The organism is Leifsonia sp. RCC_180 (assembly GCF_058138205.1).
In genome coordinates, this window is sequence record NZ_CP200340.1 from 153,776 (window position 1) to 177,003 (window position 23,228).

Annotated in this window: 27 protein-coding genes; 7 read left to right on the top strand and 20 right to left on the bottom strand. The window is 71.5% G+C overall.

Features of this window, described 5'->3' with window-relative positions; genetic code table 11:
• Positions 1 to 9 precede the first annotated feature (9 nt).
• Together AB7E03_RS00800 and AB7E03_RS00805 are read right to left on the bottom strand one after the other, a co-directional pair.
• Positions 10 to 195 (bottom strand): hypothetical protein, encoded by a 186-nt coding sequence (locus tag AB7E03_RS00800; protein WP_441782796.1) that lies wholly within the window; start codon positions 193 to 195, stop codon positions 10 to 12.
• Positions 196 to 238: 43 nt separating this feature from the next.
• Complete coding sequence (locus AB7E03_RS00805) at positions 239 to 631, bottom strand: DUF3224 domain-containing protein (protein ID WP_489938402.1); 393 nt, start codon at positions 629 to 631, stop codon at positions 239 to 241.
• Positions 632 to 707: 76 nt separating this feature from the next.
• Between AB7E03_RS00805 and AB7E03_RS00810 the strand changes: the two genes are divergently transcribed.
• The 4 genes from AB7E03_RS00810 (at position 708) to AB7E03_RS00825 (ending at position 3,898) form a co-directional block, all read left to right on the top strand.
• Complete coding sequence (locus tag AB7E03_RS00810) at positions 708 to 1,337, top strand: CYTH domain-containing protein (RefSeq protein ID WP_489938404.1); 630 nt, start codon at positions 708 to 710, stop codon at positions 1,335 to 1,337.
• A gap of 97 nt (positions 1,338 to 1,434) precedes the next feature.
• The gene (locus tag AB7E03_RS00815) at positions 1,435 to 2,463 is read left to right on the top strand and encodes a 6-phosphofructokinase (protein ID WP_489938406.1); all 1,029 of its coding nucleotides are present in this window, start codon (positions 1,435 to 1,437) and stop codon (positions 2,461 to 2,463) included.
• Between the two features lie 64 nt (positions 2,464 to 2,527).
• Positions 2,528 to 3,451, top strand: coding sequence for an NADP-dependent oxidoreductase (locus AB7E03_RS00820; RefSeq protein WP_489938408.1), 924 nt, complete (start codon positions 2,528 to 2,530; stop codon positions 3,449 to 3,451).
• A gap of 39 nt (positions 3,452 to 3,490) precedes the next feature.
• Complete coding sequence (locus tag AB7E03_RS00825; protein ID WP_441782791.1) at positions 3,491 to 3,898, top strand: hypothetical protein; 408 nt, start codon at positions 3,491 to 3,493, stop codon at positions 3,896 to 3,898.
• On the opposite strand, the gene AB7E03_RS00830 is transcribed toward AB7E03_RS00825, so the two are convergent.
• Both AB7E03_RS00830 and AB7E03_RS00835 read right to left on the bottom strand, forming a co-directional pair.
• A complete protein-coding gene (locus tag AB7E03_RS00830) occupies positions 3,895 to 5,217 on the bottom strand; it encodes an alpha-hydroxy-acid oxidizing protein (protein ID WP_489938410.1) in 1,323 nt (440 codons plus the stop codon). The genes AB7E03_RS00825 and AB7E03_RS00830 overlap by 4 nt on opposite strands.
• A gap of 100 nt (positions 5,218 to 5,317) precedes the next feature.
• The gene (locus AB7E03_RS00835; protein ID WP_489938412.1) at positions 5,318 to 5,902 is read right to left on the bottom strand and encodes a LysR substrate-binding domain-containing protein; all 585 of its coding nucleotides are present in this window, start codon (positions 5,900 to 5,902) and stop codon (positions 5,318 to 5,320) included.
• Positions 5,903 to 5,935: 33 nt separating this feature from the next.
• On the opposite strand from AB7E03_RS00835, the gene AB7E03_RS00840 reads away from it, so the two are divergent.
• Positions 5,936 to 6,322: a DUF5997 family protein gene (locus tag AB7E03_RS00840; protein WP_489938414.1), complete on the top strand. Its 387-nt coding sequence runs from the start codon at positions 5,936 to 5,938 to the stop codon at positions 6,320 to 6,322.
• A gap of 6 nt (positions 6,323 to 6,328) precedes the next feature.
• Here AB7E03_RS00840 and AB7E03_RS00845 read toward each other — a convergent pair whose 3' ends face one another.
• From AB7E03_RS00845 to AB7E03_RS00875, 7 genes are all read right to left on the bottom strand, one after another.
• The gene (locus AB7E03_RS00845) at positions 6,329 to 6,754 is read right to left on the bottom strand and encodes a DUF1622 domain-containing protein (protein WP_489938416.1); all 426 of its coding nucleotides are present in this window, start codon (positions 6,752 to 6,754) and stop codon (positions 6,329 to 6,331) included.
• Positions 6,755 to 6,870: 116 nt separating this feature from the next.
• Positions 6,871 to 8,850, bottom strand: a complete 1,980-nt coding sequence (locus AB7E03_RS00850; RefSeq protein ID WP_489938418.1) for an APC family permease — start codon at positions 8,848 to 8,850, stop codon at positions 6,871 to 6,873.
• A gap of 89 nt (positions 8,851 to 8,939) precedes the next feature.
• Complete coding sequence (locus AB7E03_RS00855) at positions 8,940 to 10,442, bottom strand: SDR family NAD(P)-dependent oxidoreductase (RefSeq protein WP_489938420.1); 1,503 nt, start codon at positions 10,440 to 10,442, stop codon at positions 8,940 to 8,942.
• 67 nt (positions 10,443 to 10,509) lie between these two features.
• The gene (locus AB7E03_RS00860) at positions 10,510 to 11,586 is read right to left on the bottom strand and encodes a phosphotransferase (protein WP_489938422.1); all 1,077 of its coding nucleotides are present in this window, start codon (positions 11,584 to 11,586) and stop codon (positions 10,510 to 10,512) included.
• Between the two features lie 60 nt (positions 11,587 to 11,646).
• Positions 11,647 to 11,919: a DUF6510 family protein gene (locus AB7E03_RS00865; protein ID WP_489938424.1), complete on the bottom strand. Its 273-nt coding sequence runs from the start codon at positions 11,917 to 11,919 to the stop codon at positions 11,647 to 11,649.
• Entirely contained in the window at positions 11,916 to 12,668 is a 753-nt protein-coding gene (locus tag AB7E03_RS00870; protein WP_489942838.1) for a ferredoxin reductase, read from the bottom strand. The genes AB7E03_RS00865 and AB7E03_RS00870 overlap by 4 nt, the downstream gene beginning before the upstream one ends.
• Before the next feature lie 14 nt (positions 12,669 to 12,682).
• Positions 12,683 to 13,276, bottom strand: a complete 594-nt coding sequence (locus AB7E03_RS00875; protein ID WP_489938426.1) for a sulfite oxidase-like oxidoreductase — start codon at positions 13,274 to 13,276, stop codon at positions 12,683 to 12,685.
• 81 nt (positions 13,277 to 13,357) lie between these two features.
• Between AB7E03_RS00875 and moaA the strand changes: the two genes are divergently transcribed.
• Positions 13,358 to 14,443: a GTP 3',8-cyclase MoaA gene (moaA, locus tag AB7E03_RS00880; protein ID WP_489938428.1), complete on the top strand. Its 1,086-nt coding sequence runs from the start codon at positions 13,358 to 13,360 to the stop codon at positions 14,441 to 14,443.
• Complete coding sequence (locus tag AB7E03_RS00885; protein ID WP_441782777.1) at positions 14,436 to 14,681, top strand: MoaD/ThiS family protein; 246 nt, start codon at positions 14,436 to 14,438, stop codon at positions 14,679 to 14,681. Before moaA ends, AB7E03_RS00885 begins: the two co-directional genes overlap by 8 nt.
• A gap of 16 nt (positions 14,682 to 14,697) precedes the next feature.
• On the opposite strand, the gene AB7E03_RS00890 is transcribed toward AB7E03_RS00885, so the two are convergent.
• Genes AB7E03_RS00890 through AB7E03_RS00930 form a run of 9 tightly spaced genes read right to left on the bottom strand, consistent with a single transcriptional unit; the run spans position 14,698 to position 23,228 of the window.
• Complete coding sequence (locus AB7E03_RS00890; protein WP_489938430.1) at positions 14,698 to 15,759, bottom strand: sulfate/molybdate ABC transporter ATP-binding protein; 1,062 nt, start codon at positions 15,757 to 15,759, stop codon at positions 14,698 to 14,700.
• Positions 15,756 to 16,592 (bottom strand): ABC transporter permease, encoded by an 837-nt coding sequence (locus AB7E03_RS00895; RefSeq protein ID WP_489938432.1) that lies wholly within the window; start codon positions 16,590 to 16,592, stop codon positions 15,756 to 15,758. The genes AB7E03_RS00890 and AB7E03_RS00895 overlap by 4 nt, the downstream gene beginning before the upstream one ends.
• Positions 16,593 to 16,599: 7 nt before the next feature.
• Complete coding sequence (gene modA / locus AB7E03_RS00900) at positions 16,600 to 17,403, bottom strand: molybdate ABC transporter substrate-binding protein (RefSeq protein ID WP_489938434.1); 804 nt, start codon at positions 17,401 to 17,403, stop codon at positions 16,600 to 16,602.
• A complete protein-coding gene (locus tag AB7E03_RS00905) occupies positions 17,400 to 17,819 on the bottom strand; it encodes a TOBE domain-containing protein (protein WP_441782773.1) in 420 nt (139 codons plus the stop codon). Before AB7E03_RS00905 ends, modA begins: the two co-directional genes overlap by 4 nt.
• 42 nt (positions 17,820 to 17,861) lie before the next feature.
• Positions 17,862 to 18,275, bottom strand: a complete 414-nt coding sequence (locus AB7E03_RS00910) for a molybdenum cofactor biosynthesis protein MoaE (protein ID WP_489938437.1) — start codon at positions 18,273 to 18,275, stop codon at positions 17,862 to 17,864.
• The gene (gene moaCB, locus AB7E03_RS00915) at positions 18,272 to 19,267 is read right to left on the bottom strand and encodes a bifunctional molybdenum cofactor biosynthesis protein MoaC/MoaB (protein ID WP_489938439.1); all 996 of its coding nucleotides are present in this window, start codon (positions 19,265 to 19,267) and stop codon (positions 18,272 to 18,274) included. Before moaCB ends, AB7E03_RS00910 begins: the two co-directional genes overlap by 4 nt.
• Positions 19,264 to 20,493, bottom strand: a complete 1,230-nt coding sequence (locus AB7E03_RS00920) for a molybdopterin molybdotransferase MoeA (protein WP_489938441.1) — start codon at positions 20,491 to 20,493, stop codon at positions 19,264 to 19,266. Before AB7E03_RS00920 ends, moaCB begins: the two co-directional genes overlap by 4 nt.
• 32 nt (positions 20,494 to 20,525) lie before the next feature.
• The gene (locus AB7E03_RS00925) at positions 20,526 to 21,656 is read right to left on the bottom strand and encodes a ThiF family adenylyltransferase (protein ID WP_489938443.1); all 1,131 of its coding nucleotides are present in this window, start codon (positions 21,654 to 21,656) and stop codon (positions 20,526 to 20,528) included.
• A 45-nt stretch (positions 21,657 to 21,701) separates the two neighbouring features.
• Positions 21,702 to 23,228 carry a molybdopterin-dependent oxidoreductase gene (locus tag AB7E03_RS00930; protein ID WP_489938445.1) on the bottom strand — a complete coding sequence of 509 codons (1,527 nt, stop codon included), beginning with the start codon at positions 23,226 to 23,228 and terminating at the stop codon, positions 21,702 to 21,704.

A 23,228-nucleotide genomic window follows, 5' to 3' on the forward strand; every position in this document is an offset into this window, starting at 1 on the left:
GGTAGGGGGCTAGGCGATCTCGGCGTCGTCGGGGTCGATGGGTACCGGGCGGTCGTCGTCGGGGAGCAGCTCGTCGTCCTCGTCGTCGGCCACCGGGATGTCCTCCGGGTCGTGCACCACCGGCTCCGGCTCGTAGTCGGTCTCCTGCGCCTCGCGGAAGTCGTCGAGGTCCTCGTCGTCTCTCGGGTCGCTCATGCCCCGAGAGTACCGCCGTCCACCGCGGTCGTGAAGGCCGCTCTCAGCCCAGGTCGAAGACGAAGAAGGCGCCGCGGGTGTCGTGCTCGATGCGGGCGCTCCCGGCGAAGCCGGCGAAGTCGCCGGTGCCCGTCCCCGGAACGATGTAGCCGAACGCGGAGGGGTCGCCGGGATGCTGCAGGGCGCCGTGGTGGACGGTCAGCGATCCGCTCCTGCCGTCCTCCAGCGTGCCGGTGATCCGCTCGGCGGCGAGGTACCCGCGTCCACCCTCCTCGGTGCCGGAGGAGAGGAAGTGCGCGATCGACTCGCCGGTCAGTCCCTCCGTGTAGGTCTTCCGCATCACGATGGCTCCCACCCAGTCGCCGTCGATGCCGGGGAGGTCGGCCGGCTCCCAGCCGGTCACGTCGAAGCGCGCAGTGATCGTCTCTGAGGTCATGCCTTCACCGTAGGGGAAGGTATGCGGGCATCTCTTGAAATTTCGCGACAGAGGAAATGTGGGCTAAACAGGGGATATGTCCCACGACGCTCAGCCCCACCGCTCGCAGACCGAGATCGAGCGCAAATACGACGTGGATGTCGAGGCGCTGCATCCACAGCTCATCGGCGTCGGTGCGGTCGCTCTCCAGGGCGAACCCGAGCGGCACGAACTCGTCGCCACCTATTTCGACACCGCCGACCTCGCCCTCGCTCAGCGCAAGACGGCCGTGCGCGTGCGGCGCGGCGGACACGACGCGGGCTGGCACGTCAAGCTCCCCGCCGAGGAGGGCCGCACCGAACTCCACTGGCCGCTGACCGACGACGACGAGCCCCCGGCGGCCCTGCGCGAGCACCTCCGCGCGCTCATCGGCGATGAGCCGCTTGTGCCGATCGCCCGCGTCACGAACCAGCGCGACAGCGTGCTGCTGCAGGATGCGGCCGGCTTCGAGCTGGCGGAGCTCACCGACGACCACGTCCGCAGCGAGAATCTCCGCGCCGGCGGCACGCAGGAATGGCGGGAGTGGGAGGTGGAGCTGCTCGGCGGCGCTCCGGACACCCGGGACGCCCGTACCGCGCTGCTGGACGGGATCGAGGAGCAGCTCCTCACGGCGGGGGCGCGTCCGTCGGCGAGTTCGTCGAAGCTGCAGCGTGCGCTCGGCCTCTGATCCGCTTACACCGGACGGCTCCGCCCGTCCAGTGCGATTTTGTGCAGCCCCTCGCGTCCGGGCATGATTCAGGGGACGCATCGAGAAACGGAGCAGCATGAAGATCGGCATCCTCACCAGCGGCGGCGACTGCCCGGGCCTGAACGCGGTCATCCGCGGCGCGGTCCTGAAGGGCGACCGTGTGTACCGCTCCGAGTTCGCCGGCTTCCGCTACGGCTGGCGTGGTGTGGTCGACGGCGACATCATGCCGCTCGACCGGCACAGCGTCCGCGGCCTCTCCCGCCAGGGCGGGACCATCCTCGGCTCCAGCCGCACCAACCCCTTCGAGGGCGACGCGGGCGGCCCCGAGAACATCCAGCGGATGATGGATGAGCACGGCATCGACTCGATCATCGCCATCGGCGGCGAGGGCACGCTGACCGCTGCCCGCCGCCTCACCGACGCAGGCCTCAAGATCGTCGGCGTCCCCAAGACCATCGACAACGACCTCGCCGCCACCGACTACTCGTTCGGGTTCGACACGGCCGTCGAGATCGCCACCGAGGCGATCGACCGGCTTCGCACCACCGCCGAGTCGCACCAGCGCTGCATGGTCGTCGAGGTGATGGGCCGTCACGTGGGCTGGATCGCCCTGCACTCGGGCATGGCCGGCGGCGCGCACGCCATCCTCATCCCGGAGCAGCCGAAGTCGATCGAGCAGATCTGCGAGTGGGTGGAGTCGGTCCGCGACCGCGGGCGGGCACCGGTCATCGTCGTGTCGGAGGGTTTCCACCTCGACACGATGGAGGAGGCCCACTCGCACAAGGGTCTGGATGCGTTCAACCGTCCGCGTCTCGGCGGTATCGGCGAGATGCTCGCGCCGATGATCGAGGAGCGCACCGGCATCGAGTCGCGTGCCACCGTGCTCGGCCACATGCAGCGGGGAGGCGTTCCGAGCGCCTACGACCGAGTGCTCGCGACACGCCTCGGCATGGCCGCCGTGGACGCGGCGTACGAGGGCCGCTGGGGCTCGATGGTGTCGTTGCGCGGCACGGACGTCGTGAACGTGTCGATCGCCGACGCCACCGGCGGGCTGAAGACCGTGCCGTCAGCGCGCTACGAGGAAGCCGCGCTGCTCTTCGGCTGAGAGTCCCTGCTCATCCCCGGCCGCCGGGGCTAGGCTCCTGCTACCAGAGGGAAGGAGCCCGTCCGTGCCGCGTTTCGTCCAGTTCGATGAGTTCGGCTCCCGCGACTACCTGCAGGTGGTCGAGCGGGAGAGACCGTGGCCGGGTCCGGGCCAGCTCCTGGTCCGGGTGATGGCCGCCGGTCTCAACCCGATGGACTGCAAGGCGTACCAGGATGAGCGCGGCGCGGCGCGCATGGGCGTGACCCTCCCGAGCGGGATCGGCCAAGATTTTGCCGGGTTCGTCGAGGATGTGGGGGAGGGCGTCACGCGCTTCGAGCGCGGCCAGGCCGTGCTCGGTACGGCGCCGTTCGCCTCCATCGCAGACTTCGTCGTCGTCCCGGAGGACGGCCAGGTGATCGCGAAGCCCGACCCGCTGACGTTCGAGGCGGCCGGCTCACTGGGCGTGGTCGGGCGCACGGCGATGGCCACAGTGCGTTCGCTTGGGATCCGGGAGCGGGACACCGTGCTCGTCAGTGCCGCGGCCGGGGGAGTCGGCGTGCTCGTCGCCCAGCTCGTGGTCCGCTCCGGTGCGACCGTGATCGGTACGGCGAGCGAGGAGAACCACGAGTTCCTCGAATCGCTGGGCGTCATCCCGGTCGAGTACGGCGAGGGGCTGGCGCAGCGCGTCCGCGACGTGCTCGACGACGACCAGGTCACCGCGGCGCTCGACAACCACGGACCGGAGACCATCGAGGCGGCGCTCGAACTCGGCGTGCCGATCGAGCGCATCAACAGCATCGCGGCGTTCGGACCGGACGCGCACGGCGCGCAGAACGTCGGCGGCCGAGCGGCGGGCAATGACGAACTCGCAGAGCTCGCCGACCTGCTCGCCGAGAACGAGCTGGTGCTGCCGATCGACTCCATCTTCCCGATCGAGCGCACGGTGGAGGCGTACGGGAGACTCGAGACCGGGCACGTGCGCGGCAAGATCGTCATCGTCACCGACTGAGCGTCACCGACTGAGCGTCACGACTGAGAAGGAGCATCCATGATCGCAGAGGACATCGCCCGGCAGCTTCGCGCAGCAGGCCTGCGCTGGCAGCCGGCATCCGGCGACACCTTCGCCATCGACCGGCCTGGGATGGAGGGCGAGCGGTTCACGGTCAGCGATATGACGATCGAGCCGCACCACTTCGACACCGGGACGATCCTCGGGTTCAACGGCACGACGGAGTGGGCGCTGGATTCGCTGGCCGTCGAGGACGCCCTGTGGATGCCGCGGGAGGACCAGCTGCGCGAACTCCTCGGCGGGACATTCCGGCACCTTGCCCGCACGCCCGACGGGTACCGGGTGACGGTGTTCCTGGAAGGCCAGGAGCGGTACTTCGAGCACGACGACGCCGCGACCGCGTACGCGCAGGCGCTGCTGTCGCTGATCGGGGCGGCGGTCTCCTAGGGCGTCAGTGCGGTCACGCCGGCGTCGGGTGTCAGGATGCGCGCATCCAGCTCGTCGACGCTCTTAGCGCCGGCCAGTCCCAAGGTGATGTCGAGTTCGGCGATCGTGTTGCGCAGCAGTTCCCGCACGCCCGCTTCGCCGCCAACCGCGAGCGCGTAGGCGTACGGACGGCCGATCGCCACGGCCCGCGCCCCGAGGGCCAGGGCGACCACGGCATCCGACCCTCCTCGGATGCCGCTGTCGAAGATCACCGGAGCGCGGCCGCCAACCGCGGCGACGACCCCTGGCAGCGCGTCGAGCGCGGCGATCTCGCCGTCGAGCTGGCGACCGCCGTGGTTGGAGACCTGCACGGCGTCCATCCCGGCATCGAGTGCCCGGCGCGCGTCGTCCGGATGCAGGACGCCCTTCAGCACGATCGGCAGGCAGGTGCGCTCGCGCAGGAACGCGAGATCGTCCCAGGTCAGGGACGGGTCGGCGAACACATCCAGGAACGTCTCGACGGCCGCAAGCGGCTCGCCGGAGCGCAGCTTCTCGCGCAACGGGCCAGGGTGATGGCGCAGGATGCTCGCGAAGGCCGCAACGGCGGCCGGCGTCGGCGTGGAGCGCGGACCGCTCCCTCCCGGACCGCTCCCTCCCGCCCGTGCGCGCTCACGGACCAACTCCTGGAAGACCGGGTCGCTCGTGTACTGCGCGATGCCCAGGCCCCGGCTGAACGGCAGGTAGCCGAGGGCCAGGTCGCGCGGACGCCAGCCGAGCACGTGCGTGTCGAGGGTGACGACGATCGCTTCGCAGCCGGAGCGCTCGGCGCGGGAGACGAGGCTGGCGACGAGTTCGCGCGACGAGCTCCAGTACAGCTGGAACCAGCGGGAGGCGCCGGGCGCGGCGGCATCCATCGCGACGGCCACCTCCTCCATCGGCTGCGACGCCTGGTTGGAGAGCACGGCGGTGACGCCGAGCGCGGCGGCCGCGCGGGCCGCTGCGACGTCGCCCCCGCGTCGGGCGAGCTCCAGCACGCCGATCGGCGCCAGCAGCAGCGGAGTGGGGCGACGGACGCCGAACAATTCGACGGAGAGGTCGCGGGCGGAGACGTCCCGCAGCACCCGGGGCACGATGCGCCGGCGGCGGAAGGCGTCGAGATTAGCGGCGGCGGTCCGCTCCAGCCCGGCGGATCCGGCGATGTACGCGAAGGCCGCCCGGCTCAGCCGGCGCTCCGCCGCCCGCTCCAGCCCTGCATACCCGACCGGGATGCGCGGCCGCCGCCCGCCGACGCCGTCGCGGTAGATCTCGGACTGGGCATCCCTGCCGGCGCTGGAGGTCATCCACCCATTGTGTCCCGCGCGTCGAGTTGGCACGACACGCCGTGCGGGCACGCCACGCGACGGCGTGTCGCGTCAACTCGGCGTGACGTCGGTGGTGCCGTCAGCGTCGGCGGTTGCGCTTGCGGCCGACGGCCGCCTCCCGCGAGGCGATCTCCGGGTTGCGGGAGCTGTGTGCCGTGCGTCCGCGCACGATCCCGATGAAGTCGTCGACCAGGGGGTGCTGCCCGTCGCGCGGCCAGGTCAGGCCGATCCTGCTCTGCGGGGCGTCCGCGACTCGCATCGCTGTCACGTCCTTCCGACGCAGGGCCTTGGCGACGGACGCCGGCAGCAGGGCGATGCCGTCCGCGGCGGCGACGCTCCGCATCAACGCCTCCGACGGCTCGCCGGTCACCCGTGGCTCGCCCTCGAGGTCGGCGAGGTGCAGCTCCTCTTCGAGCGTGAGCAGGTGCTCGTGATGCATCACGACCACGGTGTCCTCCGCGTACAGCGGGATCAGGTGGCGATCGTCGTCCGGATCGGCATCGCGGGCGAACACCATGTCCGCTTCTCCGGCCGCAAGGGTGGCCAGCGGGTCGTCGCTCGGCCGCACCACCAGCTCGACGCGGGGGAAGCGCTCCTCGAAGGCGCGCGTCCATTTGCCGACGGTGACACCGAGCGGGAAGGCGATGGCGAAGCGGGAGGGCACGTGACGAGGGTAGCGAACGGTAGCCTGGAGATTATGAAGGCGCAGACGATGAAACCGGCCACGGCGGCCAAGAAGCTCGGCATCTACCTGCCGGCGGCGCCAGACGACTTCCGCGACCGCGAGATCAGCCGCACCGAGCTGGATGCGCTGACCGCCGAACCGCCGGAGTGGCTGCAGACCCTGCGCGCCGAGGGCCCGCATCCGCGCGACGTGGTCGCCCGCAAGCTCGGCGTCTCCAACTCCGGGCTTGCCCGCGGTGGCGTCACCGAGGCGCTGACCACCGCCGAGATCAAGGCACTGCTGGAGGACCCGCCGCAGTGGCTGGTGGACGAGCGCGCGACCCAGGCGGCCGTCCGAGCGGAGAACGCTCGGGTCAAGCAGCGCGACGCGGAGCGTTCCGCGCGGCGGACTTCGAACTAGGGCCGGTCACATCCCGGCCGGCTGAGTGTCGCCGTCGGGCGTCCGGCCCGCCGACCGCGCCGTGCGGGCGAGCGCCTGCGGCCCCGTGAGGAGTGCCCGCCGCCACGGCGCGACGCCGTCGATCTCGACCTGCAGCGAGAAGCTGAGGATGGTGCGGATGAGCACGATGATGCCCAGCACGAACGCGTCGGTGAGGGAGGGCGTCGACGTGACGGTCTTCACCAGGTCGGCGGCGACGAGGATCTCTAGCCCCAGCAGGATGACGCCGCCGAAGCTTTCCCGCAGCGTCCGGAACGCCGCGGCGCCGCTGCGCTGACGCACCCAGGCGACGATCGCCAGCACGACAGCCACGATCAGGCCGACCGCCATCGCGGCCACCCCGGCGAACTCGAACACCGTGCCGGTCGTTTCGAAGAAGGGGTGCGCATCCATGCGCTCATCGTCCCGGATCGCGCCGCCGAGTTGACGCAACACGCCGCGCGAGCGTCGCCCGCGACGGCGTGTTGCGTCAACTCGGCCGGCGGATCAGCGGGAGGAGGACGGGCGGATCACGACACGTGGACCGCGGGGCGGCGCTTCACATCGCGCTCGGCCTCGCGCAGCACCTCGCGGGTCACCGGGGCGACCTCGCCGACGCCGGTGATCAGGTAGCGGAACATGTTGGAGACCGGGTTGCCCTCGGTCCACTCGAAGTAGACGGTCGGCACGACGCCCGTGATGTCGCGGATCTCGATCAGCACCGCGGCGATCGTGTTGGGCACGTTGCCGCTGCGCACCTGCAGCACGCGGTAGCCGTGCTTGATGACGCCCTGCACCACGAGGTCCTCCTCGAAGTCGGAGGAATCGGACCGCAGCACCTCGAGGAAGATCGTCCGTGACCGCTGCGGGATGTGGCTGAACTTCCGCTCGTCCTTGTTCTTCTGCGCGTACTCGATGGTGGTGTCGACGTCGGGCTCGTGCGAGATGATGCGGATCTCGCCCTCCTCCGCATCCTCGAGGATGAAGTCGAGCGCCGTCACATCGAAGGTGACGGAGGTGGCGCGGAGCTGGAACGACCGTCCGATGCGCGACACGATCGACACGACGAGGATGGCGAGGATGAACAGAGTCGCGATGCGGAGGCCGTCGGGTCGCTCGATGATGTTGTCGACGGTCGTGTAGACGAAGATCGCCGTGATCACCGCGAACGCCACCGTGCGCTTCCGCTGGCGTTTCCGCCGTGCCGACAACGTCACCGCGAGGGATGCCGACGTGATCAGCACCAGCACGCCGGTCGCGTAGGCGCCGCCCTGCGCATCCACACTCGCCTCGAACACCAGCGTGATGAGGAAGGCGATCGCGGTGAAGACGAGCACCAGCGGCCGGACGGCGCGCGCCCACTGGGGTGCCATCCCGTAGCGGGGGAGGTAGCGGGGCACGAGGTTCAGGAGGCCGGCCATGGCGGAGGCGCCGGCGAACCACAGGATCAGGATGGTGCTGATGTCGTAGACCGTCCCGAACCCGTTGCCCAGGTACTCGTGGGCGAGGTACGCGAGCGCGCGGCCGTTGGCCGGTCCGCCGGGCTGGAAGTCTTTCTGCGGGATGAGCAGCGTCGTCGTGAAGCTCGACGTGATCAGGAAGACGCTCATGATGATCGCGGCCGTGGTGAGCAGCCGGCCGGCGCCCCTGATGCGGCCCTTCGGGTACGCGGGGTCGTCGTCGGGCCGTCCCTTGATCTGCGGCATCACGGCGACGCCGGTCTCGAAGCCGGACAGGCCGAGCGCCAGGCGCGGGAAGACGATGAGGGCGATGCCGACCACGACGAGCGGGCTCCCGTTCTGCCGGAACAGCGCATCCCACCAGTGGTCGATCGCGGTCGGATGCTGGAACACCTCCACGATCGACGTGCTCACGACGACCACGTTCAGCGCAAGATAGATCGCCACCAGCACGACCGCGATGCCGATGGCCTCCTTGAACCCGCGGAGGAACACGGCGCCGAGGAGCGCGAGGAGGAAGAGCGTGAGGAGCACGTTGTTGCCATGGAACCAGTCGGGCGCGTACGGGTTCTCGATGGCGTGCGCCGAGGCGTCCGCCGCCGACAGCGTGATCGTGATCATGAAGTCCGTCGCCGCGAATCCCAGCAGCACCAGCACCAGGAGCTTGCCCGCCCACCAGGGCAGCAGCCGCTCCAGCATGGCGATCGAGCCAGACCCCTTGAAGCTCTCGCGCGCGACCCTCCGGTAGACCGGGAGAGCGCCGAGCAGCGTCAGGGCGACGAGCACCAGCGTGGCGAAGGGCGAGACGAGGCCCGCCGCGAGCGCAGCGATGGCGGGCTGGTAGCCGAGCGTCGAGAAGTAGTCCACGCCGGTGAGGCACATGACCTGCCACCAGGTGTGGGTGCGCTCGGGGCTCCGGCCGTGCGGTCCCTGCTGGGTGCCGCGCTCATCCACAAGGCCGGTGAGGAGCCAGCTGCGCAGCCGCCCGCCCTTCTGGGCGCGGGGCGCAGGACGCGCTTGCCCGGGGACCGGGACAGGGCTGCTCGACATTCGGGTCCCTTCGCCTCACGCGCTCAACGTCAGCGTAGCGCTCAGCGCGGTGCTCGCCACGCCGTTCACCGAGCCGTTCACCGAGCCGTTCACCACGCCGAGACGCGGTAGTCCTTGAGGAAGACGCCGTGCAGGTCTTCGCCGGCCTCCCCGCGGACGATCGGGTCGTACACCCGTGCGGCCCCGTCGACGAGGTCGAGCGGCGCGTGGAAGCCCTCTTCGGCGAGCCGCACCTTGGTGTGGTGCGGACGCTCGTCGGTGATCCAGCCGGTGTCGACGGCGGTCATCAGGATGCCGTCGCTCTCGAACAGCTCGCCGGCGCTCGTGCGCGTGAGCATGTTGAGCGCGGCCTTCGACATGTTGGTGTGCGGGTGGCCCGCGCCCTTGTAGCGGCGGCCGAACACGCCCTCCATCGCCGACACGTTGACGATGTACGAGCGGCCCGCCGCAGCGAGCGACGGACGCAGCCGGTCGATCAGGATGAACGGAGCCGTCTGGTTGCACAGCTGCACCTCGAGCAGCTCCAGCGCGTCGATCGAGCCGATGGCCTGCGTCCAGCTGTTCACGTGCGCCACATCCGGCACCAGGCCGCCGGCGTCGATCGCGCTACCGTCGGCGTGCTTTGCGAGCGACGAGGAGCCCGCCGCCATCGCGGCGCTCGCCAGGTCGTCGGCGGTCAGCACGCCAGGGCCGGCCAGCTCGGCGATCGTTCCGCGGACGTCGGCGGCGGAGAGCAGCGGATGCGCGGCCACCGAGCGCTCGAGGGCGAGGGGATGCGGGTCCGCCGTGTGCCCGAACGTCTCCAGCTCCGGGAGCGGTCCGTCCGGTAGGGGCTGGGTCTCCGCCTCAGCGAGCAGCGAGTAGGAGCCGGGCGAACGGCGGACCGTCTGCGCGGCGTTGTTGATCAGGATGTCGAGCGGCCCGCGCGACGCGACCGAATCGGCGAGCGCGATCACCTGGGCGGGGTCGCGGAGGTCGATGCCGACAACCCGGAGGCGGTCGATCCAGCGGCCGGCGTCCGGCAGCTGCGAGAAGCGGCGGACCGCATCCCTCGGGAATCGGGTGGTGATGGTGAGGTGGGCGCCATCCCGCAGCAGCCGCAGGGCGATGTGCATGCCGATCTTGGCGCGCCCACCGGTGAGCAGGGCGCGCTTGCCGGTGAGGTCGGTGCTTGCGGTCCGCTTGGCGTGGCTGAACGCCGCGCAGGACGGGCAGAGCTGGTGGTAGAACCAGTCGACCTCGGTGTAGTGCTGCTTGCAGATGTAGCAGGGACGCGAGGTGAGCAGGGTGCCGGCGGTGCGCGATCCGCTGGTGCTGGAGGTCAGCTCGCGTCCGCGGGTCTCGTCGTCGATGCGGTCGGGCGCGCCGGTCGCGGTCGCGGCGATCACCGCGCGGTCGGCCTCCGCGACCTGCTGCCGCAGCTCCCGCTTCCTGGCCTGCTTGGACGCCTTGAACATGTGAGCGGTCGCGCGGCGCACGGTCACGTAGTCGGGATGCTCCTGGTCCAGCTGGTGCAGCTGTCCGAGCACGCGGAGGGTGACCGCGAGATCGTCGGGGTCGAGGCCGGAGTCGGCCGGTGATTCGGGAGGCACCGGAGAATTGTACGCGGTCGCGGGTGACCGGATGCCGAACGCCTCAGAGGGGGGCGGTCTGCCCCGCTCAGCCGAGCGTGCGCTCTGCGGACGCGAGCAGTACGTCCACGAGTTCGATCAGTTCCTCCCGGGCGGTCTCCGGCGACTCGTCGGGCAGGCTGCCGCGGCGTGACGGCTCACCGGACTCGAGGCCGGCGACGACGTCGACGGCGAGCTTCCAGCGGAGGGCGAGCGCAGCATCCACACCCTGACGGATCTGGGCGGGCGAGACGGTGGGGACCTGATCGCGGAAGCCGTCGATGTAGGCCTGCACCGCGTCGTCGAAGACGGACGTGATGACGTGCACGGACGCATCCCCCCGGCGCGGCGAGAACAGCAGCGAGGCGAGGTCGGCGCCGACCGTGCCAGGGCCGATCGACTCCCAGTCGATGAGGACGGTGGCGGCGGAGGTGCGGAACACGTTCGCGCCGACGGCGTCGTGATGACAGATCGTGTGCGGGAGGGATTCGAGGACACCGCGCACCCGGGATTGGGCGAGGATGAGCCGCTCGACGTCAAGGAGCCGGTCTCCGAACCGGGCGACAGCGGCCGGATGCGCGCGCCGCAGCGTCACGAGGCCTCGCTCGACGGCCTCCGGCTGTCCGTGCCGGTCGATCCAGCCGGTGAAGAACCAAGGCTCGGTGCTCGGGCGACCGAACCAGTGGCCGTTCATGCTCCCGAGGTCGCCCGCGGCGGCGAGGACGGCCTGCGCATCCAAGGGGCGGGGGCCTTCGTGCTGGACGTCCTCGATCCAGAGGGTGATGGCGCCGTCGGCCTCCAGCAGTGTGCCGTAGACGCTCGGGGCGTGGATGTGGTCGGGCATGTCATCGAACAGGCCGGACCGGTACGCGTCCAGCTCGCGTACGCCGTTGCCGTACAGGTACGGCGCGGCGAGGTGTGGCCCCTCGGTGCGCTTCTCGATGAGCGACCAGGGACGGCGTTCACCGCCGACGAGCGCCTCGCCGTGAAGCCGGCTCAGCTCGCGGTGTGCGAAGAAGGCGTCGTAGTCGAGCCGGGTCTCTCGGACCGGGCCCCGGACGACGACGTCGCCGCCGAGCATCGCGCTGACGGCCGCCTCCCGGCTGTCTGCCGTCACACGATCCATGCGTCCATCCTGCCGCATCGTCTCTGGCGTCCGTCCCGCGGCCTCCGACGATCGGGACGCCTACTCGACCGCGAACTCCAGCCAGGCGAGGCCGCGCAGGTCGAGGCAGAGGCGGCCGCCGCGCTCGGCGGCGACGGCCAGCACGTCGCCGCAGACGGAGCAGCGGACGACGAGCCCGTGCTGGTCCACGTACACCCGGCCGCGTGCGACGACCGACCGGTCGCCGCAGTTCGCGCAGCAGCCGACCGCGGTCGTGACGTCGGCCGCGAAGACTTCCGACAGCATCCCGGCGGCCGCGTTGCCGTCGAGGTAGTCCTGGTCCTGGTCCGTCATGGGGTGCCTCCGATGCCGCCGTAGCGCTCGGTGCGGATCCGCGCCGGCTCGTGGCCGGCATCGACCAGCCAGCCGGAGACGGCCTCGACGAACGGCGTCGAACCGCAGATGTAGAAGGTGGGGGAGTCGGAAGCCGGGAGCACGCGCTCCATCAGGCCTTCGGCGGTCAGGCGGCCGGGCGCGGATGCCGCCCCGTCGGGCGCCTGCCGCGTGTAGACGTAGTCGACCTGCAGGGGTGCCGTCGTGTCGCCGGCGAGCGTCGCCAGCTCGTCCGGGTAGTAGCCGGAGGCGGGTGTGCGCAGCGAGTAGAGCATCCGGAACGGGGCCATGCTGCCCGCCGCCGCGTGCGCCCGCGCCATCGACATGAGCGGGACGACGCCGGAGCCGCCCGCGATCAGCTGCACGGGAGTGCTGTCGCCGTCGCGCCAGACGAACCAGCCGCCGACCGGGCCGCGCACTTCCAGCTGATCGCCGTTGTTCAGGCCGTGCACCAGGTAGGGGGAGACCTCGCCGTCGACGAGCTCCTCCACCGTCAGCTCCAGCTCGTCATCGGGCAGCTCGTGCGGCTCCAGGGCGCCACGACCGCCGCCGGACGCGATCGAGTACGACCGCACCGCCTGATATCCGTCGGGCGCTGTGAGCCGGATGTCGACGTGCTGCCCCGCCAGGTGGCCGTGCAGGCCCGGGATGCGCAACCGGATGGTGCGGGCCGTCGGGGTCTCCATTCGCGTGTCCACCACGTCGGCCACTCGCCATACGCTGCTCACCAGTAGCGCTGTTCCTTCCAGGGGTCTCCGTACATGTTGTAGCCGTTCTGCTCCCAGAAGCCCGGCTGGTCCTGCGGCAGCATCTGCAGCCCGTTGACCCACTTCGCGCTCTTCCAGAAGTACAGGTGCGGAACCAGCAGGCGGGCGGGGCCGCCGTGCTCCGGCTCCAGGTCTTTGCCGTCGAAGGTGTGGGCGACCCACGCCTTCCCGCCCAGCAGGTCAGCGAGCGGCACGTTGGTGGTGTAGCCGCCGTAGCTGTGCGCCATCGTGTATTCGAAGCTCGTGTCGACATCCGCGAACAGGGTGTCGAGCGCCACGCCGCGCCACGAGGTGCCCAGCTTCGACCAGCTGGTCACGCAGTGGATGTCGGTGCCGACGTCCTCCTGCGGGAGCGCGAGGAACTCGTCCCAGCTCCAGCGGTGCACGTCGCCCTTCTCGGTGGTGATCGTGAAGGCCCAGTCGTCTTTGGCGATCCGCGGAGTCGGGCCTGCCGAGAGCACCGGGAACCCCTCGGTCAGATACTGACCGGGTGGGAGGCGCGGATCCTCGGTCCTGCGACGGCCGGAGAAGCCGGAGGAGATGATTCCCATGGGGGCAGCATATGGCCGCGGACGTCCTCCGGTCTACGACGGAACTCGGTCTGGCGGCGCGGCCGGTCTAGGGTGAGGAGCATGACCGCCGTCAACCTGGGGCTCCCCTTCCGGGCACCGGCGCGTCCGGCCGAGGCGCCGAGCCTGGAAGGCCGGCCGGAGCACCCCGGACTGATCGACCGGTTCGGGCGCGTCGCCCGCGATCTGCGGGTGTCGGTGACCGAGAAATGCTCGCTGCGCTGCACCTACTGCATGCCCGCGGAGGGCCTCCCCGCGATCCCGCGCGACGACCTGCTGACCGCGGCCGAGATCGCGCGCCTGGTCGGGATCGGAGTGCGCGACCTGGGCGTGCGCGAGGTGCGGTTCACCGGAGGCGAGCCGCTGATGCGGGCCGACCTCGCGGAGATCATCGGACGGTCGGCCGCGGTCGCGCCCGGAGTCGACCTCTCGATCACGACCAACGGCATCGGGCTCGACCACCGAATCCACTCGCTGGTGGAAGCCGGCCTCACCCGCGTCAACGTCTCGCTCGACACCGTCGACCGCGAGCACTTCGCCCGGTTGACCCGCCGCGACCGGCTGCCTGCCGTGCTCGCCGGAATCCACGCCGCGCACGCAGCGGGTATGACCCCGCTGAAGTTGAATGCGGTGATGATGCGCGACACGCTCGACGACGCACCGGCGCTCTTGGCGTGGGCACTGGAGAACGGGTGCCGCCTGCGATTCATCGAGCAGATGCCGCTCGACGCCGACCACAACTGGATGCGCGAGAACATGGTGTCCGCCGAGGAACTGCTGGCGGTCCTCGGGCAGCGGTTCACCCTCGTCGAGGTGGGCCGTGACGACCCGCACGCTCCTGCGGAGGAGTGGCGCGTCGAGGGCTGGAGCGTGGATGGGCTCCCCGCGACCGTCGGCATCATCGCGTCGGTCACCCGGTCGTTCTGCTCGGCCTGCGACCGTACGCGCATCACGGCGGAGGGAACCGTTCGCTCCTGCCTGTTCGGCGACGACGAGACCGACCTCCGCGGGCTGTTGCGCGGGGGCGCGGACGACGCCGAGATCGCCCGGTGGTGGCGCGGAGCCATGTGGGGCAAGCAGTCCGGGCACGGCATGGATGCGGCCGGCTTCGCCCCGCCCGTGCGCAGCATGGGGGCGATCGGTGGCTGAGGTGCTCGTGCGGTACTTCGCTGCGGCGGAGGAGGCCGCGGGCCGGCCCGAGGAGCGCGTCGAGCTGGCGTCGGCGACCGTCGGGGGCTTACAGGCCGAGCTGGTCGCGCGCTACGGCGAGGCGATGGAGCGGGTCGTGCGGTCGGGGTCGTTCCTGGTCGGCGGCGTGGTGTCACGGGATCCGTCGCGCGAGCTGACCGGCACCGTGGATGTGCTCCCGCCGTTCGCCGGCGGCTGACGCGCCGGTCCTGTATTCAGGACGGGTAGACGGTGACGGCGTCCGGGGGGACGCGGAGCGCGACGCGGTCGCCAACGCGCAGGCGTAGATCGGCGACCAAGGCGGGCGGGACGAGCGCGTCCAGGCGATCGGTGCGCACGCGCACCAGGTCGGCCTGCGGTTCCAGTGCGGTGACCGTGGCGGGGATGCTGCCGCCCGCCCCGCCGCCGCCGACCGCAGCACCGCCCGCGGCACCGCCCGCCACGATACGCACCGCCGAGGGCCGGACCGCAGCCAGCGTCGCCGAACCGACAGCCGGCCCCGAGACAGCCTCCCCGGCGAGGTGGATGCCGTCGGCCGTCAGCAGCCCGTCGGCCGTCCGCACTCCGCTGAGCAGCGTCAGCCCCGAGAGCTCGGCCGTGAACGCGTGCCGCGGCCGCTCCAGCACCTGGCGCGTCGGACCCGCCTCCACCACTCGTCCGTCGTGCATCACGGCCACCCGGTCGGCGAGGAGGTACGCATCCAGCGCATCGTGGGTGACGAGGACCGTCGTCCGCCCGGGCAGCACCTCGGCGAGCGTCGCGCGGACCTCCCCGGCGACGGACACGTCGAGCGCAGACAACGGCTCGTCGAGCAGCAGGAGGCGCGGCTCGGCGGCGAGCGCCCGCGCGATGGCGACGCGTTGCGCCTGACCGCCCGACAACTCCGCCGGGCGGCGGTCGGCAAACGCGCTCGTGCCTGTGCGCCGCATCCACTCGTTGGCCCGGTCGGCCGCCTCGGCGCGTGACACTCCGGACGACCGGGGGCCGAAGGCCACGTTGTGGCGCACGCTGAGGTGCGGGAACAGGAGGGAGTCCTGGGCGAGGAGTGCAACACCGCGTCGGTGCGGGGCTCGCCACGATCGCGGCAGGTCGAACAGGGTCTCGCCGCCGAGCGTCGCCCGGCCGCGATCCGGGCGCAGGAGCCCGGCGAGCATGCCGAGCACCGTGGACTTGCCCGCACCGTTCGGGCCGAGCAACGCCACGGTCTCGCCGTCCGCGACCGAGAGCTCGACCTCCACGTCGCGCGCCGTCGCGGCGGCGGTCAGGTGCAGGCTCACGCGGCGCTCCGTCCGGGCTGCCGTGCGGCCTCCGCGCTGATCCGGGTGCCGCCGCGACGCCACGGTCGCATCCCCTCGCCCGCCCCGTGAGCGACAGCGACCACGGCGATCGCGACGGCGACCAGCACGAGCGACAGAGCCACCGCGGCATAGGGATCGGTCTCCCGCTGCAGGTAGATCTCCAGCGGCAGGGTTCGGGTCACGCCCTGCAGGCTGCCCGCGAACGTGAGGGTCGCCCCGAACTCGCCCAGGGCCCGCGCGAACGACAGGATGGACCCCGACACGACCGCAGGCAGCACCAGCGGCAGCGTCACCCGGAACAGGACGGCGGACGGGCGCGCGCCGAGTGTCGCCGCGACCGCCTCGTACCGGTCTCCGGCCGAGCGGAGCGCCCCCTCGAGGCTCAAGACCAGGAACGGCAGCGCGACGAACGTCTGCGCGATCACGACCGCCGGGGTCGAGAAGGCGACGTTCAGAGCGCCACCGAGCAGGCCACGCCGCCCGTACAGCGCGAGCAGGGCCAGCCCGCCGACCACCGGCGGGAGCACGAGGGGCAGCAGCACCACCGCACGCAGCAGCCGTTGTCCGGGAAACGGCACCCGCGCCAGCACGATCGCCATCGGGACGCCGAGCACCAGGCAGCCGACCGCGGCCAAGAGCGATGTGCGCAGGCTGAGGAGGAGCGCATCCACCGAGGAAGGCGACGTGATCAGCGGGATGAAGTCCGCCCAGTCGACCCGTGCCGCCATCGCGAGCAGGGGCAGCAAGACGAAGAGCGCGCCGGCCGCGGCGATCGCGACGATCCACCCGGGGATGGCCGAACGCGGACTCATCCTCGCCTCACGGTGCGCCGAAGCCGGCGGCCGCCAGCGCCTTCCGCCCGGTGGGACCTGCGACGAAGGCGACGAACGCTCGCGCTCCGGCCGGGTTCGGCGCGTGCGCGACGGTCGCGATCGGGTAGACGTTGATGGTCTTCGCCGCCTCAGGGAAGGGGACCGACTGCACGCTCGATCCGGCGCCCTTCGCATCGGTGGCGTAGACGATTCCCGCATCCGCCTCGCCCGAGGTGACCTTGCCGAGCACGTCGGTGACCGACGACTCCTCGCTGACCGGAGCGAGGGTCACGCCGGCGGACTTCTCAACCTTCGCCGTCGCGGCTCCGCATGGTACCTGCGGGGCGCAGACGACGGTCCTGACCGAGGGGGATGCCAGCTCGGCGAAGCTCTTCACGTGGGCGGGGTTGCCGGGCGGCACCGCGATCGCCAGGACGTTGGTGGCGAAGTCGGTGGGCGAGCCCTCGATCGCACCGCCGTCGACGGCCTTGGTCATGTTGGCCTCATCGGCGGACGCGAACACGTCGGCCGGAGCGCCGGCAGTGAGCTGCGAGACGAGGTCGGACGACCCGGCGAACGAGAAGGTGACCTTGGTACCGGGATGCGCCTTCTCGAACTCCTCACCGAGTTCGGTGAAGGTCTTCGTCAGGGATGCTGCGGCGAACACTGTGACGGTGCCGGTCACGTCGTCGGTCGGGGTGGGCGTCTTCGCGCCTGAGGCGGGTGTGGTGGCGCACCCGGTGAGGGCAAGACCGAGGGCGACGGTCACCGCCCCCAGGAGAGCGGTGGCGCGCACCATCCTGCGGCTCATCGCTTCACCGTCGAAGGGGACGCCGTAGGGGCTTCGACGATGACATTCGTCGCCTTGATCACCGCCACCGCGACGGAGCCGAGCTCGAGACCCAGCTCGCGGACCGCCTCGCTGCTGATCAGCGAGACGACCCGGTGCGGGCCGCACTGCAGCTCGACCTGCGCCATCACCTTGTCCATCACGATGTCCGTCACGAGTCCAACGAAGCGGTTGCGGGCCGACGCGGCGACGCCCGACGGGTCTCCGGGGAGCACCGCGTTCTGCTTGGCGAGCTGTGCGAGCTCCAGCCCGTCGACGACGGTGCGGCCCGCTTCGTCGCGCGAGCTGGACAGCACGCCGCCGTCGATCCATCGGCGGAGCGTGTCGTCGCTGACGCCGAGATAGAGCGCGGCGTCCTTGATCCGTATGTGCGGCACAAAAGCCATGCTAGTTCCGCAGCTGCGGAACCGGAAGCGCGGTTAGAGCCCCACCCACTCCGACGCACCGTCGGTGAAGTGCTGCCGCTTCCAGATCGGGACACGCGCCTTGATGATCTCGACCAGCTCCGCGCACGCGGCGAAGGCCTCCGCCCGATGCGGCGCGGCGACCGCCGCGATCAGGGCCAGGTCGCCGATGGTCAGCGATCCGACGCGGTGCTGGGCGGCCACCCGCAGACCGGTCGAGCGGGCGACCTCCTCGCAGCAGGCCCGCAAGAACTCTTCGGCGTCGGGATGCGCCCGGTAGTCGAGCGACACCACGCCCTTGCCTCCGTCGTGGTCGCGGACGATGCCCTGGAACGAGACGACCGCCCCCGCCTCGGCACGCCAGACGAACTCATCCACCGTCGAGGGGTCCAACGGGTCGACGCTGATGGTCGCCAGCACGTCGTTCACGAGTGGTCCCCTCCGCGCAGCTGGTCGAGCAGGTGCGGCAGAAGGTCGTCCAGCACGGCGAGTCCGTCGAGGACGCCGCCGCGCGAGCCGGGCAGGTTGACGACCAGGGTGGAGCCGGCGATGCCGACCAGCCCGCGGCTGAGGGCCGCGAGCGGGGTCGCCTCGGCACCGCGGGCGCGCAGCGCTTCCGCGACGCCGGGCAGCTGCCGGTCGAGGAGGGCCGCCGTCGCCTCCGGCGTGCGGTCGGTGGGCGAAACGCCGGTGCCCCCCGTGGTGATGAGCACCCGGGGGCGGGCGGCGACGGCCTCGCGGAGGGCCGCATCCACGTCGGCGTCCGCGACGACGTACACCTCGGCGGGGAGCCGGCGCTCCGCCAGCCACTCGGCGATCACCGGACCCGTCGTGTCCTCGTAGACGCCGGTCGCGGCACGAGTGGAGGCGACGAGCACGATGGCAGGAGGCGCGGAAGCCGTTGGGCCCTGCGCGGCAGCGTCATCCACGGCAGCAGTATCCTCGCCGTCCCGCCGCCACTCGCCGCGCTTCCCGCCACTCTTCGCGACGAGCCGCACGTCGGTCAGGCTCGCGGCCGGATCGACCGCCTTCACCATGTCGTGCAGGGTGAGTCCCGCTACGGCGACCGCCGTCAGCGCCTCCATCTCGACGCCGGTGCGCCCGTGGGTGCGCGCGACGACCTCGATCTCGATGGTGCCGGCCTCCGCATCCAACTCGAAGTCGACGCGGACGCTGTTCAGCGGCAGCGGATGGCAGAGCGGGATGAGCTCACTCGTCCGCTTCGCCCCGCCGATGCCCGCGATCCGCGCCGTGGCGAGCACGTCGGCCTTCGGGAGGTCGTCGGCCGCGACCAGCCGCACGACCTCGGGTGTGGTCACGAATCGCCCACGTGCGAGTGCTTCGCGGTCGGTCTCCGGCTTTCCTCCGACGTCGACCATGCGCGCGCGGCCGTCGGCGTCGAGGTGGGTGAGCTGCGTCATAGCGTCCAGACTGTCACGGTCGCTCCCGCTTCGACGGCCTCCGCCTCGGCCGGCACGTCGATGAGCACGTCGGCACGGGCCATGCCGGCGACCAGGTGCGACGAGTGGCCGGCGACGGGCGTCACGCCGCCCGAACCGTCGAGGAGCCCCCGCAGGAATTGCCGCCTGCCGGGCACCGATCGCAGGTCCGTGGTCAGCGCGGCCTCGACCGGAGCGATCGGCGGCAACCCGGCCGCGGCGCGCAGGGGATCGCGCAGGAACACCACGAACGACACCTGCGTGCTCACCGGGTTGCCCGGGAACGCGAACACCGGAACCCCGCCCACCACGGCCGTCGCCTGCGGGCCGCCGGGTTGCATCGCGACCGTGGTCACGTCAGCACCTCGGGGGTGCAGGACCTCGCGGACCACCTCGTACGCGCCCTTCGAGATCCCGCCCGAGGTGATGACGAGGTCGCTCTGCGCGAGGGCCTCATCGAGGATGCGCTCGAACGTCGCCGGGTCGTCGTCGCTGCTCGCGCGCACCGACACCGTCGCCCCGGACTCCTGCACCAGAGCCGCGAGGGCGACGCTGTTGGCGTCGTACACCTGCCCGAAGCCGGGGGCACCGGACGAGATGAGCTCCGACCCGGTCGTCAGGATGCCGACGCGCAGCCGGGCCCGCGCCCGCACCGTCTCGACGCCCGCGGCGGCGAGTGCGGCGAGGTGCCGCGGGGCCAGCCGCGTTCCCGCCGGCACGAGGACCTCGCCGCGACGCACGTCGCTTCCACGCTCCCGTACGTACTCGCCGGCCGCGCGGGAACGGCGGATCTCGACGATGGCGCCCTCCAGGTCGTCGTCGCGTCCGAGCACCAGCTCGGTGTCCTCGACCGGGACGATCGTGTCGGCGCCGGTCGGCACAGGGGCGCCGGTCATGATCCTCAGGGCCGTTCCGGCGATGAGCGTCACAGGGCTCGTGTGCCCGGCCGGGATGTCGCCCGACACTTCGAGCGCGACGGGCGCCGAGCGTATGTCGGCGGCACGGACGGCATAGCCGTCCATCTGCGAGTTGCGGAAGAGCGGCAGGTCCACCTCCGACCGCACCTCCTCGGCCGTCACCCGGCCGAGCGCGGCTTCGAGCCGCACGGTCTCCTCCGGCGGCTGCTCGGAGAGCGGTTCCAGCATCCGCGCGATGATGCCGGCGTGGTCTTCGACGCTGCGCGCCTGCCCGGACGGGTCCCGTGTCATGGGTTCAGTATCCCGCGATGGATGCGGCGCGGTCAGTACCGGGGCATGGCCGGGTCGACGTCGCGCGCCCAGGCGTCGAGGCCGCCCGCGAGAACAACGCCCGGCATCCCGGCGTCGGCCAAAAGCTGACGGGCCGTCTCGGCGCGGATGCCGTGGTGGCAGACGATGACCAGGGGGTCGGCGGGCAGGCGCTCCGCGACTCCTGCCGGATCGCTCTGCACGACGCCCAGCGGTACGAGCAGCGACCCGGGCAGCTCGACGATGTCGGCCTCCCACGGTTCGCGCACGTCGAGCAGCGTGTAGGGCTCGCCGGCCGCGAGGCGCGCGTGCAGCTCGGCGGGCGACATGGTGTCGGTGACGCCGCAGAACAGGTCGTAGTCGATCAGCTCCGTGACCGGCTTTGCCTCGGGGTCGCGCTCGTACGCGAGCTCGCGGAAGGTCCCGCGCAGGCCGTCGTGGATGGTCACCCGGCCGAGGTGCGGCTCGCCCGTCCCGGTGACGAGCGCGATGGCCTCGCTCACCATCAGCGCGCCGATCACGCCGCACACCGACGGGAGGGCGCCCGCCTCGGCGCAACTGGCGACGCTCCCCGGGGCGGGCGGCACGGGGAAGAGGTCGCGGTAGGTGGGTCCGCGCGACGCCCAGCTGAGGCCCAGCTGGCCGCCGGTCTGGTGCACGGCACCCCACACGACGGGGATGCCGCCCAGCGTCGCCGCGTCATCCACCAGGTACCGGGTCGGGAAGTTGTCGCTGCCGTCCAGCACCAGATCGAACCCGGAGAGGATGCGCTGGGCGTTCTCAGCCGTCAGCCGCTCGGCGAACAGCCGGAGGTCGGCCTCCTCGTCGAGGGCACGCACGGCGTCGGCGGCCGACTCCACCTTGGGCCGGCCCACGTCGGACGGCGTGTGGATGGCCTGCCTCGGCAGGTTGCTCAGCTCGACCCGGTCGTCGTCCACGATCCCGATCGTGCCGAAACCGGCCGACGCGAGCAAGGGGAGCACCGCCGACCCGAGGCCGCCCGCGCCCACCACGAGCACCCGGGCGGCTTGCAGTCGGCGTTGCGCGAGCGGCCCGAATCCCGGCAGCTGCGTGGTGCGCGCGTAGCGCGCCGTGCGCTCGGGGGAGAGCTCGGGAGCGGGTTCGACCAGCGGCGGAAAGGCCATGCCCTCAGCCAATCACACCGGCGGGCGCGTCACATGCCGCGTTCGTCACACGACCGGAACCTGAATGGTGTGCAGCCCGGTCGCGCCGTCCGGCACCACATCCCGCAGCGTGGAGGTCTGCACCTTCCCGTTCGCGTCGGTCGCCCGGACGCGCAGGGTGTGACTCCCAGCGGTCGCCTCCCACGCGAACCGCCACTGCCTCCACGTGTCCACGGAGATCGCATCGGCGAGCGTCGCCTCCCGCCAGGGGCCGTCGTCGACGCGCACGTGCACGGCGCTCACGCCCGTGTGCTGCGACCAGGCGACCCCGGCGACGGCGACCGTTCCGGCCTTCACCTGTCGGCCGTCTGCCGGCACGTCGATACGCGACGACAGTTTGATCGGCCCGCGCTCGGACCAGCCGCGGTCGGTCCAGTACGCGGTGTGCTGGTCGAAACGGGTGACCTCGAGCGACACCACCCACTTGGTCGCGGAGACGTACCCGTACAGCCCGGGGACGACCATCCGCACCGGGTAGCCGTGCTCGATGGGCAGCGGCTGCCCGTTCATCCCGACGGCGAGGATCGCGTTTCGGTCGTCCGTCAGCGCCTCGATCGGTGTGCTCGCCGTCCAGCCGTCCTGACTGGTCGAGAACACCATGTCGGCATCCGATGACGGCTTCGCGCGGGCGAGCAGGTGCCGGATGGGGTAGCCGAGCCAGGTCGCATTGCCGATCAGGTCGCCGCCGACCTCATTCGAGACGCAGGTGAGCGTCGTGGTGGATTCCTCCAACGGCAGGGCGAGCAGTTCGGCAAAGGTCAGCTCGAGCTCGTTCTCGACCATCCCGGTGATGCGCAGCTTCCAGTCGTGCGGCTCGATGCCCGGGATCTGCAGCGCGGTGTCGATGCGATAGAAATCGGCGTTCGGGGTGACGATCGGCGAGAGGCCGGGGATGTCGAACGACGCACCAGCGGGGATCGGCGGAGCCGTCGTTGCAGGCTTCGGCAGGCGGATCGCGGCACGCGCTGCGGAGGCCGCCCGGAAGCCCCCGGCGACGACCTGCCCGATGACGAGGGCGAGCGCGCCGGCCCCCGCCGTCGCCGCCGTCGAGGTCACGAAGCGGCGGCGGCTGACCTGGCCGCGAGGCGCGACGCGGGTCGGCTCGGTCTCGCGCAGCATCCTGATCAGCCAGCCGAGAAGCAGGATGGCGATCACAGCGGCCAGGGCCGAGGGCACCGCATCCACGATGCTGTTGCCCGACCGGGTGAGCGCGGCGAGCACGCCCAGCGCGCCGCCGAGACCGATCAGGATGCGGCCGAGCGGCGGCCGCAGACGCTCCAGCCAGCCCGCGACGGCCGCGCCGACCAGCACTACGACCGCGAGGGAGACGATGAGGAACGCCTTGTCGCCGGTCCCGAAGAGCCCGATGACGGCCTCTTTCAGCCACGGCGGCGCCAGATCGATCAGCAGCGCTCCGACGGTCAGCACGGGGCTGCCGTTCTGCACCACGAAGGCGCTCACCAGTTCGGCGGCGCCCACGCCCGCGACGACGCTCGCGACGCCGGCCCCAGCGGGCCGCCAGAAGTCGGACAT

Coding starts and splice junctions, on each gene's coding strand:
- AB7E03_RS00840 (WP_489938414.1), top strand. CDS start 5,936: ATGAAGGCGCAGACGATGAAACCGGCCACGGCGGCCAAGAAGCTCGGC.
- AB7E03_RS00845 (WP_489938416.1), bottom strand. CDS start 6,754: ATGGATGCGCACCCCTTCTTCGAAACGACCGGCACGGTGTTCGAGTTC.
- AB7E03_RS00805 (WP_489938402.1), bottom strand. CDS start 631: ATGACCTCAGAGACGATCACTGCGCGCTTCGACGTGACCGGCTGGGAG.
- AB7E03_RS00875 (WP_489938426.1), bottom strand. CDS start 13,276: ATGGGAATCATCTCCTCCGGCTTCTCCGGCCGTCGCAGGACCGAGGAT.
- moaCB (WP_489938439.1), bottom strand. CDS start 19,267: ATGACGCAGCTCACCCACCTCGACGCCGACGGCCGCGCGCGCATGGTC.
- AB7E03_RS00920 (WP_489938441.1), bottom strand. CDS start 20,493: ATGACACGGGACCCGTCCGGGCAGGCGCGCAGCGTCGAAGACCACGCC.
- AB7E03_RS00865 (WP_489938424.1), bottom strand. CDS start 11,919: ATGACGGACCAGGACCAGGACTACCTCGACGGCAACGCGGCCGCCGGG.
- AB7E03_RS00850 (WP_489938418.1), bottom strand. CDS start 8,850: ATGTCGAGCAGCCCTGTCCCGGTCCCCGGGCAAGCGCGTCCTGCGCCC.
- AB7E03_RS00810 (WP_489938404.1), top strand. CDS start 708: ATGTCCCACGACGCTCAGCCCCACCGCTCGCAGACCGAGATCGAGCGC.
- AB7E03_RS00830 (WP_489938410.1), bottom strand. CDS start 5,217: ATGACCTCCAGCGCCGGCAGGGATGCCCAGTCCGAGATCTACCGCGAC.
- AB7E03_RS00800 (WP_441782796.1), bottom strand. CDS start 195: ATGAGCGACCCGAGAGACGACGAGGACCTCGACGACTTCCGCGAGGCG.
- AB7E03_RS00825 (WP_441782791.1), top strand. CDS start 3,491: ATGATCGCAGAGGACATCGCCCGGCAGCTTCGCGCAGCAGGCCTGCGC.
- AB7E03_RS00815 (WP_489938406.1), top strand. CDS start 1,435: ATGAAGATCGGCATCCTCACCAGCGGCGGCGACTGCCCGGGCCTGAAC.
- modA (WP_489938434.1), bottom strand. CDS start 17,403: ATGAGCCGCAGGATGGTGCGCGCCACCGCTCTCCTGGGGGCGGTGACC.
- moaA (WP_489938428.1), top strand. CDS start 13,358: ATGACCGCCGTCAACCTGGGGCTCCCCTTCCGGGCACCGGCGCGTCCG.
- AB7E03_RS00925 (WP_489938443.1), bottom strand. CDS start 21,656: ATGGCCTTTCCGCCGCTGGTCGAACCCGCTCCCGAGCTCTCCCCCGAG.
- AB7E03_RS00860 (WP_489938422.1), bottom strand. CDS start 11,586: ATGGATCGTGTGACGGCAGACAGCCGGGAGGCGGCCGTCAGCGCGATG.
- AB7E03_RS00930 (WP_489938445.1), bottom strand. CDS start 23,228: ATGTCCGACTTCTGGCGGCCCGCTGGGGCCGGCGTCGCGAGCGTCGTC.
- AB7E03_RS00895 (WP_489938432.1), bottom strand. CDS start 16,592: ATGAGTCCGCGTTCGGCCATCCCCGGGTGGATCGTCGCGATCGCCGCG.